This is a genomic window from Grimontia indica (assembly GCF_000333895.2).
GTDB classification, from domain to species: domain Bacteria; phylum Pseudomonadota; class Gammaproteobacteria; order Enterobacterales; family Vibrionaceae; genus Enterovibrio; species Enterovibrio indicus.
Genome location: NZ_ANFM02000004.1, coordinates 1 through 15145, shown reverse-complemented (window position 1 = coordinate 15145; position 15145 = coordinate 1). Strand labels below are relative to the sequence as shown.

Sequence of the window (15145 nt, the reverse complement as noted above, 5' to 3'; positions counted from 1 at the left end):
TAAGTCCTCTAAAGGGTTGTTGGAGACTACGACGTAGATAGGTCTGGTGTGTAAGCGCTGCGAGGCGTTGAGCTAACTGATACTAATTGCCCGTGAGGCTTAACCATACAACACCCAAGGGGTTTTGACGGACTCGAATAGAACATTGAATGTGTAAGAACGAGAACAAACAAAGTCACTTTCCAAGATTTTAACGAATTTGCTTGGCGACCATAGCGTTATGGACCCACCTGACTCCATGCCGAACTCAGTAGTGAAACGTAACAGCGCCGATGGTAGTGTGGGGTCTCCCCATGTGAGAGTAGGACATCGCCAGGCTTCTAATTTTCTTTCACTTTTTGAAAAAGTGAAGACAAAAAGCAGAAAAAGCCCTGACCTGACGGTCAGGGCTTTTTTGCGTTTGCCACTTTCCATATTTACCACCGCTCCCGTTTTTTAGCTTTTGCTACCGACAACTTCTCGACTAGCTTCTACACTGTCAGCACTTGTTATCTGACAGGAACCTGAGTCATGCCATCACAACGTTCTAAGCGATTGAGAAAGAAACTGTATCTGGATGAATTTGCAGTTTTTGGCTTTGTGATCAGCCTGAAGCTGAATACGGAAAGTGATGAGGAGCTGGATGTTTTTATCGAGTCACTTGCTGAGTTTGCTGAATCCCGGCATCTGCTTGTTGGCGGTGGGGGTATGAGTAATATCGAGTTGGTTATAGGTTCCGCTCTCAGATATGGCTCTGCGACAGAGCTGGATAGGAAATCAATCAAAACATGGATTGAAGAGCGTAATGAAGTTGAATTGCTGAAGTTGGGACCGCTTGTCGATCTCCATCAACTGGAGTTTGTCGATTAATTAAAACAAAAGGATCCGGATGACCGGATCTCTATTGTCTTCTTGGATTATTGAGTGTTCAGGCGTGCCATAAAGAGCGCATCGACGTATTTTCCATTTCGAAACGCGTAATCAACCGCTATACCTTCCTGCCTAAAACCAAACTTTTGATACAAGGCAATCGCGGCTTCATTGTCACTATAAACGGTTAACTCGATTCGGCGCAGGTTCAGCCAGTTATCCGCCAAGTCTATCATTGCGGTAAGCAAAGCGCTGGCGACGCCTTTTCCGGTGTGCTCGTCATGCACGGCCATACCAAATTGTCCGACATGGCGTCTTCGTCCTTTACGGTTGGCTTCAAAGCCTAATTGACCAACTATCTCCCCATCCTCTTCCGCGATCAGGCAGTAAATGTCATCCGGTATATTATTGAGTCGCTTTTCCCACATCGCGAGCGATGGTAGTGGCATTTGCAGTGTGCCAGCTTGTGCTTTCGGGCAGGCATAAAGTTGCTGAATAGCAGGAATATCGCGAGGTTCTACAGGACGTACAGTTACAGGCATAGTCACTCCTTAGGTAATGCCAGAGGGACTTTTCATCATTGCTTGCAACTGACTGCTAAGCAAGCAGTTTTTAGTTGGTGATTGCTTACTTTTATCACTCAAGGTGAAGGTCTAGTGGTGTTTTACTATCGCGTCCGCCGATCTCACGGGTCAGGCGTGGCACCATGTAGCCAGAGACCTCTTTTATAAGGCCAGACATCAGCTTTTTGGCTTCGTCGTCATCGACCAGAAAATGCGCGGCCCCCTTTACCTTATCCAGTACATGCAGGTAATACGGCAAGATGCCCGCATCAAATAAGTTGTTGCTCAGGTTTTTCAGTGCATCGACAGAATCATTCACACCGCGGAGAAGCACACCTTGGTTTAAAAGAGTAACGCCTGCTTGCTTCAGCTTTGTCATCGAAGCTCGAAGCTCGTCGTCAATCTCGTTAGCATGGTTAATATGCGTAACCAACACCACACCAAGCCTTGATGACTCAAGTATGTGAGTAAGTGCTAACGTCACCCTAGATGGAATAACGACAGGTAAACGTGTGTGGATACGAAGACGTTTGATATGCGGTACAGATTCTATGGCTTCAATCAGCCATTGCAGTTCGTGATCTTTTGCCATCAGTGGGTCGCCACCTGAAAGGATGACTTCATCCACTTCGGGATGCTGCTGTAAGTAAGTGATCGCTTCGCGCCAGACGTCTTTCCCGCCTTTATTGTCTTCATACGGGAAATGGCGACGGAAACAATAGCGGCAATTAATCGCGCAGCCACCCTTAACAATCATCAGCACGCGGTTTTTGTATTTGTGCAGCAGGCCTGGAACCGTATTGTCCTGCTCTTGAAGTGGATCTGTGGTGAAACCACTGACTTCTTCGAACTCTTCAATCACTGGCAACACTTGACGCAGCAGAGGGTCGTGTGGGTTACCTTTTTCCATACGATTGATGAAGCTTTGTGGCACGCGCTGGGAAAATAGTTCACGCGCGCTGAAGCCAGACGTCCATGCGGAAGGCTCTATATCAAGCTGTTGCAGAAGCTTTTGAGGATCTGAGACAGCATTTGCCATTTCTTTGAGCCAGTTTTGCTCAACAGAAGGCGCATTTCGGGTTATTATGTCCGGCATTTATGACAACTTCGAAGATGTTAAGAGGATAGACATGGCGTCTTTTAGCACCAATGAATTCCGCGGCGGAATGAAAATTATGCTCGATAACGAGCCTTGTGTCATTATCGAAAACGAGTTCGTTAAGCCAGGTAAAGGCCAAGCGTTCAACCGCGTGAAAATCCGCAAATTGCTTTCTGGCAAAGTGCTGGAGAAGACTTTCAAGTCTGGCGACTCTGTTGAAGCTGCTGACGTTATCGATATGGAACTGGACTACCTGTACACCGACGGTGAGTTCTGGCATTTCATGAACGCAGAATCATTTGAGCAAATCGCAGCTGACGAGAAAGCAGTAAGCGAAAACATCAAATGGCTGAAAGAGAACGATCGTTGTACTCTGACTCTGTGGAATGGCAACCCAATCGCAGTGACTCCACCAAACTTTGTTGAGCTGGAAGTGACTGAAACAGACCCAGGCCTGAAAGGCGATACTCAGGGTACCGGTGGTAAGCCAGCAACTCTGATCACTGGCGCAGTTGTGCGTGTACCTCTGTTCATCCAAATCGGCGAAGTGATCAAAGTTGACACTCGTTCAGGTGAATACGTAAGCCGCGTGAAGTAATTCATTACTTCTATGCTGAAAAGCGTCCTTCGGGGCGCTTTTTGCGTATCAGAGCCCCGTAAATTCCAATTTATCTTCGCAAACATCCTTCTATCATTCCTTGTTGTTATATTTCGTTAAAACCGAATTAATGCGGTTAATGTTTCGAATATTCCTGTTATAAATTTTTTGTTACATTTATTCCCGCTGGTGATGAGTAGTTATTCACTTTGGCCTAAAAGCCATACCGCTTTATTCATCAAGCAGCAAATAAGAAGGAAAAGAATATGGACACTAAAAATCTAGGACAGGGTTTAAAAATGGAAGAAAGACGTCAGTTGGCTAGAACAGGTCTAAAAGCAGCGATTATTGGTATACCGCTGCTCGGGTTGGGGCTGACAATTAATAGCTCAGTATTGATGACAGATGCAGGTTACACCTATGTTCATCAGAACAATATGACAGGTGAGCTGGATGTGTTTACCGAGCCTGGTATTCACTTTCGGATGCCGTTTTTATCGAAAATCACGCAGTACGATCAAGTGATTACTGTGTCATTCGGTAACAACGCAGGTGAAGATTTCTACCAGCGGCTGGATCCGGTGCAGGTGCGTTTTGCGGACACTTACATCGGCCAAATCCCGGTGACTTACCGCTTTAAGCTAAGCAACGATCCGGAAGCCGTGAAGAAAATGCACCGAGAATTTCGTAATAACAGCAACCTGATTGATGCTTTGTTGGTGAAAAACGCACGAAACGTAACGGTGATCACGGCAACCCAGTACACGGGAGAGGAATTCTTCCAGGGCGGACTGAACCAATTCAAATCCAAACTGGGCGATCAGCTTCGTGAGGGGATCTATTTGACCGAGCGTCGTCAGGTTGAAGTGGAAGAGTTGGATTTGGCACCTGTTGGTTTGGATCAGTCTGATGCCAATAAGCTGCAACGCACCCAACAATTGGTATGGAAAACCGTACCTGTGCGTGATGCGAGTGGTCAGCCAATCCGCCAGGATAACCCGCTGCAGCAATATGGTATTCATGTCACTCAGGTCACCATTGGCGATCCGCAACCGGAGAAGCAGTTAGACCAGTTATTAGCTGATAAGAAACGACTGGTCGCGGATCGTATCCGTGCGATTCAGGAGCAGGAAACCTCGAAGGCGCAGGCGGAAACCGAGCAGCTTCGTAAAGAAATCCAGCGTACCCGTGAAGTACAGGATGCGCAGCGTACCAAAGAGCTGGCGGTAATTGCCCAACAAAAAGAGGTGGCGGTTGCGCAGCAAATTGCCAAACGTGAGATTGTTGAGGTAGAGAAAACCAAGCAATTGGCGGAAGTGGAGAAATCCAAAGAACTGGCGATTGCAGAAGCCAACCTTGCGATTCAGCAGGCTAACGCGAAGGCTGCGGAGTTCGAAGCTCTAGCGATTCTGGCTAAAGGTGAAGCGGAAGCGGCCATACTGAAAGCCAAGTATGATGCGTATGGTGCAAACCGCGACGTCTATCTGGCAGAGCTTAACCGTGATATTTCTACGTCGCTTTATCACAACCTGAAAGACTTCAAAGTTGAAGTACCAAAGCACTACTTTGGTGGCGGTGATGGCGGAAAGATGACCACTAATCTTGATGTGATCACCGGGCTTGGCGCATTGGGAATGATGGAAAAAACCGAAGCCATGCAGAAAGTGCAGCAGTAAAGGCTAATTTCAATAGAGCCTAAGTAAACAAAAAGGGAGCAAATGCTCCCTTTTTCTCGTTTTACTGGCTGTTAAATCATGAAAATGAAAATAACAGACAGGGCGCTGATCAGAAATGCCGTTGCGTAACAGGCGACTTTGCCTGCGGTGCCAGTGTGGAATTTTAGATCATGCATACCATGGTGCAGGCGGTGCATCGCATGCCACATTGGCAGAGACAGAGTACCGATGGTGAACAGTGCGCCGATGAAGCTGGTGACAAAACTTGTCACGCGCTCATAGCTCAATGCTTCTGCATCCAGCATGCCCATTGGTGCCATGATGCCCAGAACCAGAATGGTCACAGGGGTGATCATGGCAAACCATGAACCACCTGCACCAAACAGACCCCACCATACCGGTTCGTCAGAACGTTTTGGATTCAAATCGACCACGTTAAATCTCCTCAGATGTCGGGGTTAAACCAGAAACAGAATCACAGCAGAAATCACCGCAACAGCAACCCACTGCGTCAGGACGATCACTTTCTTATCCAGCAATTTTCCACCGATGCGGATAGGCATCACTTGCGGCATCATGCTGAAGAAAGTCTGTGCGTGGAACAGGCTACCCGCGAGTGCCACGATGTTGATCGCGATAACGACGGGGTTTGCCATGAATGATAACCAACCATTCCATGCCGTTTCGCCAACGACCAGACTGCCCAAACCGAAAGTCAGGCACAGGGTGAAGAAAATCAGCGGAAGCACAGTGGCTTCACGCACCATATACATGCGGTAGAAAGGATGGTCTTTCCACCAGGTACGCTTCATTTCACGAACGTAAGGTTTACGGTTAGACATCCTTAAGCCTCCACTTTCTTAGAGCCATCTGGCTTGAGCATTGCGATCACGAAGTCTTGTGACGATGCGATCTTGCCTTGGTTTACCGCGCCTGCCGGATCAACGTTCTTCGGACATACTTCAGAGCAGTAACCCACAAAGGTACAACCCCAAGCGCCATTTTCACCGTTAATCAGCTTCATACGCTCAGCAGCACCGTTATCACGGCTGTCGAGGTTGTAGCGGTGTGCCAGTGTCAGCGCAGCTGGGCCAATGAACTCAGGGTTCAGACCAAACTGCGGACATGCCGCGTAACACAGACCACAGTTGATGCAGCCAGCGAACTGTTTGTAGCGCGCCATTTGCTCAGGCGTCTGGTTGTTCGGGCCATCTTCTGGTTTGCGGTCATTGCCAATGATGTAAGGCTTGATGGCCTCAAGACGCTCGATGAACGGCGTCATGTCGACAATCAAATCTTTCTCGATAGGGAAGTTCGCCAGTGGCTCGATGGTTACACCGTCTGGGTAATCACGCAGGAAGGCTTTACATGCCAGTTTTGGCACCTTGTTGACCATGATGCCGCACGAACCACAGATCGCCATGCGACAAGACCAGCGGTAAGACAGATCTTTGTCCAGGTGATCCTTGATGTAACCCAATGCGTCCAGTACAGACATGGTTTCATCAAATGGCACGTCGAAGGTTTGCAGACGTGGTTCGTCATCTTTCGATGGGTCGTAGCGAAGAATGCTGACTTTCTGAATGCGGTTTGCTGACATTATGCCTGCTCCTTCTCTGCTTTTTCAGCCTTCTTCGCTGCTGCTTCTGCTTCTTCTGCAGCGGCGCCGTAAAGACGTGCTTTAGGCTGAGACTTGGTGATTTTCACGTCACTGTATTTAATCGTTGGTGCACCTTCTGGGTTATAGAACGCCAGCGAGTGCTTCAGGAAGTTCTGGTCATCACGCTCGGTGCAACCGTCATCCAGACGCTGGTGCGCGCCACGGGATTCACGGCGAAGCACGGCGGAGTGCGCCATGGCTTCAGCGACTTCCAGACCGTAGCCCACTTCAATCGCATACAGCAGGTCAGTGTTGAATACCTTGCCTTTGTCTTTGATGCTGATGCGCTTGTAACGCTCTTTCAGCTCAGCGAGCTTGTTGATGGTCTCTTGCATCAGATCTTCGCGGCGGTAGATACCACAACCCGCTTCCATGGTATGACCCATTTCAGTGCGGATTTCCGCCCAGTTCTCATTGCCTTCTTGAGACATCAGCACATCGATGCGAGCTTTCACTGCTTCCATCTGATTTGCGATTTCAGCTTCGTTCCAGCCTTTGAATTCAGCGGCACGGCCAGCGGCACCCTCACCGGCTACGCGGCCAAAGACCACCAGTTCTGCCAGTGAGTTTGAGCCCAAACGGTTCGCGCCGTGCAGACCGACAGAAGAACATTCGCCCACTGCAAACAGACCTTTAATGCTGGTTTCAGTGCGGGAATCGGTTTCGATACCACCCATGGTGTAGTGCACGGTAGGACGGATTGGGATTGGCTCTTTGGCTGGGTCGACGTTGACGTATGCTTTTGCCAGCTCACAGATAAACGGCAGACGTTCCTTGAGGTACTCTTCACCCAGATGGCGAAGGTCAAGGTGAACCACATCCCCCAGTGGGTGCTTGATGGTGTTACCTTTTTGCTGCTCGTGCCAGAACGCTTGCGACACTTTGTCACGAGGGCCCAGCTCCATGTATTTGTTCTTTGGCTGACCAACCGGCGTTTCCGGGCCCATGCCGTAATCTTGCAGGTAACGGTAGCCGTTCTTGTTGACGATGATACCGCCTTCACCACGGCAGCCTTCTGTCATTAGAATGCCGGTGCCTGGCAGGCCAGTTGGGTGATATTGAACGAACTCCATGTCGCGCAGTGCCGCACCGTGACGGAAAGCCATCGCCATGCCGTCGCCAGTCACGATACCGCCGTTGGTGTTGCAGTTGTAAACACGACCTGCACCACCTGTTGCCAGTACGACGGATTTCGCTTTAATGCAGACCAGTTCGCCTTCCGCCATGTGAATGGCGATAAGGCCTTGTACTTCATTGTCGACAACCAGCAGGTCAACGACGAAATACTCGTCGAGACGTTTGATTTGTGGGTATTTGATCGATGTCTGGAACAGGGTGTGCAGCATGTGGAAACCGGTTTTATCAGCGGCAAACCAGGTGCGTTCAACCTTCATACCACCGAAGCGACGTACGTTAACATCACCGTTTTCCTTGCGGCTCCATGGGCAACCCCATTGCTCCAGCTGAACCATTTCGCGAGTCGCGTTTTCTACGAAATATTCAACAACGTCCTGTTCACATAGCCAGTCACCACCGCCAACGGTATCGTTGAAGTGGTTGTCGAGACTATCCTCATCCTTGATGACAGCGGCGGAGCCACCTTCTGCGGCCACCGTGTGGGAACGCATTGGGTAAACTTTGGAAACCAAAGCGATTTCCAGCTCTGGGTTTGCTTCTGCAGCAGCAATTGCAGTACGAAGACCTGCACCGCCCGCGCCAATAACAGCGATATCTGTGGTAATGGTTTTCACAGCTATCCTCCGGAGGATTGTTAAAAATTTAAAGATGCTAACCGTGCATCTAACTCAAAAACTTTCCCCATCTTATTAAAGTTAAATCCCGTAAATTTTGACCTGAAAGGGTATTTGTTCCGAGTTTCTGCCTTCTAAAAAGCCAGAGCAGTAGATTTGTGATCCAGGTCGTTAGACAGGAAGAAATCACCTTGTTAAACAGAGGTTGCGCGTCGTTTTCTCTTGTTTCTGACACGTAAAATCTGTCATCGCCACACGCAATTTAACTCTCTCTTTTAAAAAGGAAAAATGGTGAAAATGAGAATGGTTATCGAAAGGAGTTTTGCGCTTTTATTGCGCTAATTCAGTCGCTTGAATGAAAGGGCAGAAAAGGCATTTATGATGTCAATGAAGCGGCGGGTTTCTATCATGGCTTTCGAAAGCTAAAATGCCGCCAGTCATAATGAGATTGAGTGATAGCAATGACCCTTGAATGGCGTCCCACCGCAGAAATTGAAACCCTGAAAGCCAGAGCCAAACTGGTGAACGATATTCGCGGCTTTTTTGCCGAGCGTGATGTGCTGGAAGTTGACACGCCAGCCATGAGTCAGGCGACGGTGACGGATTTTCATCTGCATACTTTCAAGACGGAATTTGTCGGCCCAGGTTTCGCTAAGGGTATCCCGCTTTACATGATGACCAGCCCTGAGTTCCACATGAAACGCCTGCTGGCGGCGGGGAGTGGTGCTATCTACCAAATCAACAAAGCATTTCGTAACGAAGAAGCAGGCCGAAACCACAACCCTGAGTTCACCATGCTGGAATGGTACCGTCCAGGCTTTGACCATCATGCATTGATGGATGAAATGGATGCCTTGCTTCAACTGACTCTGGGCGTTGGCGGTGCAGAGCGAATGACTTATCAGGAAGCGTTCATCAATGTGCTCGGTGTCTGCCCGCTAGAAGGCTCGATGGACAAGTTAAAGGCTGCGGCTGCACCACTGGGATTGTCTGATATCGCCGATCCGGAAGAAGACCGCGACACCTTGCTGCAACTTTTATTCAGCGTTGGTGTTGAAGAGAAAATTGGCCAAACTGTCCCGGCTTTCGTTTATAACTTCCCGGCATCACAAGCGGCACTGGCGCGAGTGTGTGAAGATGATAGCCGCGTAGCGGCGCGCTTCGAGGTCTACTTTAAAGGTATTGAGCTCGCGAACGGTTTCTATGAACTGGACAACGCCGACGAGCAATTGGCCCGTTTTGAAGAAGATAACCGCAAGCGCGAAAAGATGGGGCTGCAAGCCCAGCCTATTGATCATCATTTGATTGAAGCGATTCGTCATGGCTTGCCGGATTGCGCAGGTGTTGCGCTGGGTATCGATCGTCTGATCATGCTGGCTTTAGGCAAAACCCACATCGATGAGGTGATTGCTTTTCCGGTCGGGCGAGCTTGACCCCGCTCCAATAAAAAACGCCGCATCATGCGGCGTTTTTTATTGGGAATCCTATCAGCTACTGGTAACGATAAGACCTGCGCCAATAACGGCGAGCGCAGCACCTAACCAAGCGCTTGGTGCAGGGCGCACGCGGGTAAACAGCCAAATCAACGGCAGGATCATTACCGGTGTCGTGGAAGACAGTAGCGCGACCATGCTGACTTCTCCCCATTTCAGCGCGTACATAATCAGGGTCATACCGACTGCCATTGCCAAAAAGCCGTTCACGACAACCATACCGAAGATACGCCAGTTGATCGGGTTAACGGGTTGTGCGACACGTATCTGGAGGAAAATCAGTGTGCCGTGGGCAAGGAAAGCTGCGATCATCCGGATAGCGGAAGCGGCAATCGGATCCACCCCTTGGGTTAAAACAGGCTTGGCAATGACCCCACCCAACGACTGACAAAGCGCTGCTGTCAAACCCAGCCCGACAGCCACCCAGATATTGCCTTTAGTTTCTTCCCATTGGTGTGCATTACCGCTTTGGCGGAAGAAGACCGCAATCATGACTCCGGAGAACACCAGAATGGCACCGAGCAGACGGATCCCTTCTAGCGTTTCACCAAACAGCCAAATGCCAAGCAGGGCAGAAAAGACCGCATGGCAGGAATACAAAAGGCCAGAACGTCGGGGTCCTATTCGGTTCATACAGCCAAACAAGGCGGTATCGCCAATAAATATTCCAATAAGACCAGACAGTGCCATCGGCCAGAGAATATCGGATGAGACGGTTGCCCAGCCACCTGTAAACAAGGCCAGTGTTGTCAGCATCACTGACACACATGCCATCCGCCAGCGGCTATAGGCAAAGCTGCCCAAGTGACGCGCAGGCGTGACCGAAATCAGGCTGGAAATACCCCACAGGAAGGCAGCGCCGAGCGCGAGCCATTCGTAACCCAAGATGACACCTTTAACTTAAAGAACCGGAAAGGAGCGCGAGTTTATCCGCTGAAGCCAGGCGGGAAAAGTGCTCAGTGCGCTTTCCCCGCAAATAGATGGGATCAGTTTAGGACGAGCAGCGCGGCGTATACAATCGCAAGGCCAACCAGACCCACAATCAGACCGACTTTTGCCATATCTTTGCTTTCAATCAGGCCAGTGGAGTAAGCCAGACTGTTTGGCGGTGTTGATACAGGAAGGATCATGCCAAGAGATGCTGAGAAGGCAACGACGACAAGAAGTCCCTGAATGCCGCCGACAGAAACAAGGCTGTCCATCGACATCGCAACCGCTGCGGCAATCGGCATCAGAAGGTTGGCAGTGGCCGTGTTGGACATGAAATTGGCCATTAACCAGCAAATCATAGAGAGCGTCAGCACCACGGCGAGTGGCGACAGGGCATCGTAATCCACGGCATGAGCCAGCGCAGCGGCCAGCCCGGTTTTGTCGAGCGCCAAACCAATCGCGATACCACCGGCAACCAGCCAAAGCACATCCCAGTTGATAAGCTTCAGCTCTTCCTTACCCATGATGCCGGTCAGGGTGAATACCGCGAGTGGAATGATCGACACGACATAAGTGTTCATGCCGTGCAGGCTGGTGGTCATCCAAAGCAGGATAGTCGCGGCAAACGTGGCATACACCGTGTAAGCACGCCAGCTTTTTTGAAAAGTACCGTTGAGCTTGAGTTTCATTTCTTCCTGTTCCGTCGGGAAGAGTTTTTGCAGCAGCCACCAGGCAAAGGCAAGTTGCACCACCACAAAAGGCAGGCCCATGGTCATCCATTCCAGAAAGCTGATGGCGTTTTCTCCGGTGAGGTATTGCAGCGCAATGGCATTAGGCGGCGTACCGATTGGCGTGGCGATGCCACCAGTATTGGCAGCAATGGGAATACACAGCACCAGCGCTTTTACGCCGTTATCACCGCGTGGCACGGTCGCCACAATAGGGGCAAGCAGTGCCAGCATCATAACCGTGGTGGCGGTGTTGGACATAAACATCGAAAACACCGCGGTAATCAACATTAAGCCCAGCATGATAAGGCTCGGCTTGGTGCCGAAAGGCTTGAGTAGAACACGCGCGAGGTTGTTGTCGAGATCGTACTTGGAAGCGGCAATCGCCAGCGCAAAACCGCCCATAAACAGAATGATAATGGGGGACGAGAAGGCGCTGAAGATGTCGGTATATTTGATGAGTTCACCCAGATCATGGCCGGGCACCGCTTCACGGAACAGAGAGAGCCCTTTGTCAGAGATCATAATCAGCTCAAGGGCGATGATCAGGATCGAGGTGGCAAATACCGGCACGGGCTCAAGCACCCAAAGTAGGGCGGCTAGCAGGAAAATCGCCAGCAGGCGATGCTGTATCACAGTCAGGTCATCCAATGGGATCCAATCTATGGGCATCATCAACACACCCAAAGGGACACCAAACGCCACAACAAACTTCAAAATATCAGCGCGGGAAAGGCTTGGCATACGGCAGACTTCCATTCTCAGAAAACAGAAATAAGCGGCCAGTATTTGCTTGTTATTTCATTGTGTTGAGCCGCTCAGTACGAGCTACAGGATACGGAGTGGCAGAGAAAATACTCTGTGTTTGGATAAACTTTGGGCACAAAAAAAGGGCATTGCTGCCCTTTTCGTTACAGATCACAGTTTGTGTGACCAGTTTGCTTATTCGGCGATTTGCGCTTCGTCGCTTTCTGTCTCTGCTGATGCTTCAACACCATTCTGACGTGCGTAAACCTCACCCATGCGGGTTGGTTTGCCAGGAATGATAGCGTCATCAAAGGTGATCGCGCCTTTCGGGAACAGGTTGATCACGGTTGAACCCAGCTTGAAGCGACCCATTTCTTCGCCTTTTTTCAGCGTGATGGCTTGCTCGCCTTCTGCAGGGTAGTCCCAGCGACGGATGCTCTGGCCAGTAGGTGGTGTCACCGTGCCTGACCAAACCGTTTCAATGCTGCCGACAATGGTCGCACCAACCAGAATGTGCGCCATTGGACCGAAAGCAGTATCGAAAATACACACCACGCGCTCGTTACGTGCGAACAGGTTAGGCACGTTTTCTGCGGTTAGCGGGTTGACGGAAAACAGGTCGCCCGGCACGTAAATCATCTGGCGCAGTGTGCCGTCACATGGCATGTGAACACGGTGGTAATCACGTGGTGACAGGTACAGCGTGGCGAAGTCGCCATCAGTAAACTCTTCCGCCAGCTTGGCGTCGCCGCCCAGCAGTTCGCAGGCGTCAAAGGTGTGGCCTTTCGCCTGAATCAGACGGCCTTTTTCAATTGGGCCAGCTTGGCTCACACATGCATCGGCAGGGTGAGCAATCACGCTTGCTTCGTCATTCAGAGGGCGTGCGCCTTCTTTTAATTCGCGGACGAAGAAGTCATTAAAGGTTGGATAGCTTTTTGGATCGGGGTTCTTAGCTTCGTTCATTTCCACCTTGTACTGGCGGATAAACCACTTGATCACAGCCGTTGTCAGAAAGCCGGCTTTAGCTGCTGCCAGTTTGCCAACAAGGCGGGTCAGCAGGTGTTTTGGCATGCAGTACTGCAGGCCAATTTTTAAATCGTTAGACACGGTTATTTTCCTAACTCGTATGTGCCCGAGAACGGGCCTGGAATTTAAAAAGCGGCCTAGTTTACAAAATTAACAGGCCGCTAACCAGTTGATGTGTAGTTGAGCCAAATGGATCAGTTTTCTTTATTGCGTGAAAACTGACGATTTGCCTTCATCTCAGACATGCTGTCGATGATTTTGTGGTAGCTCTCGAAACGCTCAACACTGATCTTGCCATCTTCCACTGCTTCCCGCAGTAGACAACCTGGATCGTCTTTGTGCTTGCAGTCGCGGAACTTACAGCCTCCGAGGAATTCGCGGAATTCTTTGAAGCCTTGAGTCACCTGTTCAGGTTCTAAGTGCCAAAGACCGAACTCACGCACCCCTGGGCTATCAATCAGATCGCCACCATCAGGGAAGTGATACAAACGCGCTGTCGTGGTGGTGTGTTGGCCAAGCCCTGAGTTTTCAGAAACTTCACCGATGTCGGCATTCACTTCAGGAAGCAGGGCATTCACCAGGCTGGATTTACCTACGCCGGATTGGCCCACGAAAATGCTTGTACCATCAGCCAAACGCGCTTTCAGCTCGTCGACGCCTTCACCGCTTTTCTGGCTAACCATCAATACTTCGTAGCCAATTTCGGCATACAAAGAGAGGATATTTTTAACCATTTCAAGGCCTTCAGCGTCCAACAAATCAATCTTGTTGATCACGATAAGGGGCTTGAAGCCAACCTGTTCGGTAGCGATCAGGTAACGGTCTATAATGTTCGTAGACAATTCGGGTAATATCGCGGAAACGATCACCACCTGATCAATATTGGCCGCGACCGGTTTGACGCCGTCATAGTAATCAGGACGGGTAAGCACTGAGTGGCGTTCATGAGCAGCTTCCACAACGCCGGCAATGCCTTGCAGTGTTTCCACGCCTGGACGCCAGACGACTTTGTCTCCGGTCACCAAGCTTTCGATAGAGCGGCGAAGGTTGCAACGGTGGATGATGCCAGTTTGAGTATCTTCGATGTCAGCGTGCTGACCGAAACGGGTGATCACCACCCCTTCACGGGCAGATTCAAGCAGAGATTCGTCCCATTGGACCTCTTCTTGCTGGCGATCGATGCGTTTTTTTTGATTTGTCCGTACTCGGCGTAACTGGCCTTTTGTGAGCTTTTTCTTTTTTGCCACGAGAATGTCGCTAGTTTAGTTGGCTTTCATGTCAGGCTAAGTATGATACATGGTTTACTTGTAAAATAGGCAATTTGGATGTCTTTCAGCGATAAGAATTTAATCTGGATTGATCTCGAAATGACAGGGCTCGACCCAGAAGTACATAAAGTCATTGAGATCGCTACCGTTGTAACAGATGCTGAACTTAATGTGTTAGCTGAAGGGCCTGTGCTCGCTATTCACCAGTCTGATGAAGAACTGGCGAAAATGGACGAGTGGTGCACCAATACTCATACTGGCAGCGGGCTGGTGGATCGCGTGAAAGCAAGCACAGTAAGTGAAACTGACGCGATCAAACAAACGATCGCTTTCCTGCAAGACTGGGTGCCTGCCGGTGTGTCGCCGATTTGTGGCAACAGTGTTGGCCAGGATCGCCGTTTCCTCTATAAGCATATGCCTGAACTGGAACGTTTTTTCCACTACCGTACCGTCGACGTCAGCACGATCAAAGAGTTGGTTCGTCGCTGGGAACCTGAAGTTCTGTCAGGAATCAAAAAACAAGGGACTCATTTGGCACTGGATGATATTCGGGAGTCAATTGAGGAACTTCGTTACTACCGGAGCAAGATCTTTACGATCTGACGGCAAAATAACCAATGCGAAGAAAAATCAAAAATTCTGGATTCAGAGTATTGCATCCGCGATTTTTCTTCGTATAATTCGCAGCCCTGACAGAGACAAATGTCTTTGATAAAGCGACACTAGCTCAGCTGGTAGAGCGCAACCTTGCCAAGGT

Annotated in this window: 15 protein-coding genes and 2 rRNA genes; 7 read left to right on the top strand and 10 right to left on the bottom strand. The window is 49.9% G+C overall.

Annotation, left to right across the window (positions count from 1 at the left end):
* The 3 genes from D515_RS02170 to D515_RS02160 all read left to right on the top strand — a co-directional run.
* A 23S ribosomal RNA gene (locus D515_RS02170) occupies positions 1-107 on the top strand; the annotation flags it as partial.
* A gap of 95 nt (positions 108-202) precedes the next feature.
* Positions 203-318, top strand: a 5S ribosomal RNA gene (rrf, locus tag D515_RS02165).
* Between the two features lie 192 nt (positions 319-510).
* Positions 511-849, top strand: coding sequence for a 50S ribosome-binding protein YggL (locus D515_RS02160; RefSeq protein ID WP_002535620.1), 339 nt, complete (start codon positions 511-513; stop codon positions 847-849).
* A 47-nt stretch (positions 850-896) separates the two neighbouring features.
* On the opposite strand, the gene D515_RS02155 is transcribed toward D515_RS02160, so the two are convergent.
* Positions 897-1391: a GNAT family N-acetyltransferase gene (locus tag D515_RS02155; protein WP_002535619.1), complete on the bottom strand. Its 495-nt coding sequence runs from the start codon at positions 1389-1391 to the stop codon at positions 897-899.
* A 94-nt stretch (positions 1392-1485) separates the two neighbouring features.
* Complete coding sequence (epmB, locus tag D515_RS02150; protein WP_002535618.1) at positions 1486-2508, bottom strand: EF-P beta-lysylation protein EpmB; 1023 nt, start codon at positions 2506-2508, stop codon at positions 1486-1488.
* 34 nt (positions 2509-2542) lie between these two features.
* Here epmB and efp point away from each other — a divergent pair, with 34 nt between their 5' ends.
* Positions 2543-3109 (top strand): elongation factor P, encoded by a 567-nt coding sequence (gene efp / locus D515_RS02145; protein ID WP_002535616.1) that lies wholly within the window; start codon positions 2543-2545, stop codon positions 3107-3109.
* 266 nt (positions 3110-3375) lie between these two features.
* Complete coding sequence (locus D515_RS02140) at positions 3376-4785, top strand: SPFH domain-containing protein (protein ID WP_002535615.1); 1410 nt, start codon at positions 3376-3378, stop codon at positions 4783-4785.
* Between the two features lie 71 nt (positions 4786-4856).
* Here the strand turns inward: D515_RS02140 and frdD are convergent, their stop codons facing one another.
* The 4 genes from frdD to frdA are packed head-to-tail and all read right to left on the bottom strand — an operon-like array spanning position 4857 to position 8196.
* The gene (gene frdD / locus D515_RS02135) at positions 4857-5219 is read right to left on the bottom strand and encodes a fumarate reductase subunit FrdD (RefSeq protein WP_002535614.1); all 363 of its coding nucleotides are present in this window, start codon (positions 5217-5219) and stop codon (positions 4857-4859) included.
* A 24-nt stretch (positions 5220-5243) separates the two neighbouring features.
* Positions 5244-5627: a fumarate reductase subunit FrdC gene (gene frdC, locus D515_RS02130; RefSeq protein ID WP_002535612.1), complete on the bottom strand. Its 384-nt coding sequence runs from the start codon at positions 5625-5627 to the stop codon at positions 5244-5246.
* Positions 5628-5629: 2 nt separating this feature from the next.
* Complete coding sequence (locus tag D515_RS02125; RefSeq protein WP_002535611.1) at positions 5630-6385, bottom strand: succinate dehydrogenase/fumarate reductase iron-sulfur subunit; 756 nt, start codon at positions 6383-6385, stop codon at positions 5630-5632.
* Positions 6385-8196, bottom strand: a complete 1812-nt coding sequence (gene frdA, locus D515_RS02120; protein ID WP_002535610.1) for a fumarate reductase (quinol) flavoprotein subunit — start codon at positions 8194-8196, stop codon at positions 6385-6387. Before frdA ends, D515_RS02125 begins: the two co-directional genes overlap by 1 nt.
* Before the next feature lie 461 nt (positions 8197-8657).
* On the opposite strand from frdA, the gene epmA reads away from it, so the two are divergent.
* Positions 8658-9629, top strand: a complete 972-nt coding sequence (gene epmA, locus D515_RS02115) for an elongation factor P--(R)-beta-lysine ligase (protein ID WP_039849503.1) — start codon at positions 8658-8660, stop codon at positions 9627-9629.
* Between the two features lie 54 nt (positions 9630-9683).
* Here the strand turns inward: epmA and D515_RS02110 are convergent, their stop codons facing one another.
* The 4 genes from D515_RS02110 to rsgA all read right to left on the bottom strand — a co-directional run bounded on the left by D515_RS02110 (position 9684) and on the right by rsgA (position 14367).
* On the bottom strand, positions 9684-10574 hold the full coding sequence (locus D515_RS02110; protein WP_002535608.1) for a DMT family transporter: 891 nt from the start codon (positions 10572-10574) through the stop codon (positions 9684-9686).
* 101 nt (positions 10575-10675) lie between these two features.
* The gene (locus D515_RS02105; protein ID WP_002535607.1) at positions 10676-12091 is read right to left on the bottom strand and encodes an SLC13 family permease; all 1416 of its coding nucleotides are present in this window, start codon (positions 12089-12091) and stop codon (positions 10676-10678) included.
* Between the two features lie 198 nt (positions 12092-12289).
* The gene (gene asd, locus D515_RS02100) at positions 12290-13201 is read right to left on the bottom strand and encodes an archaetidylserine decarboxylase (protein ID WP_002535606.1); all 912 of its coding nucleotides are present in this window, start codon (positions 13199-13201) and stop codon (positions 12290-12292) included.
* Positions 13202-13314: 113 nt separating this feature from the next.
* Entirely contained in the window at positions 13315-14367 is a 1053-nt protein-coding gene (gene rsgA, locus D515_RS02095) for a small ribosomal subunit biogenesis GTPase RsgA (protein WP_002535605.1), read from the bottom strand.
* Between the two features lie 78 nt (positions 14368-14445).
* Here rsgA and orn point away from each other — a divergent pair, with 78 nt between their 5' ends.
* Positions 14446-14991 carry an oligoribonuclease gene (gene orn / locus D515_RS02090; RefSeq protein ID WP_002535604.1) on the top strand — a complete coding sequence of 182 codons (546 nt, stop codon included), beginning with the start codon at positions 14446-14448 and terminating at the stop codon, positions 14989-14991.
* Positions 14992-15145 lie beyond the last annotated feature (154 nt).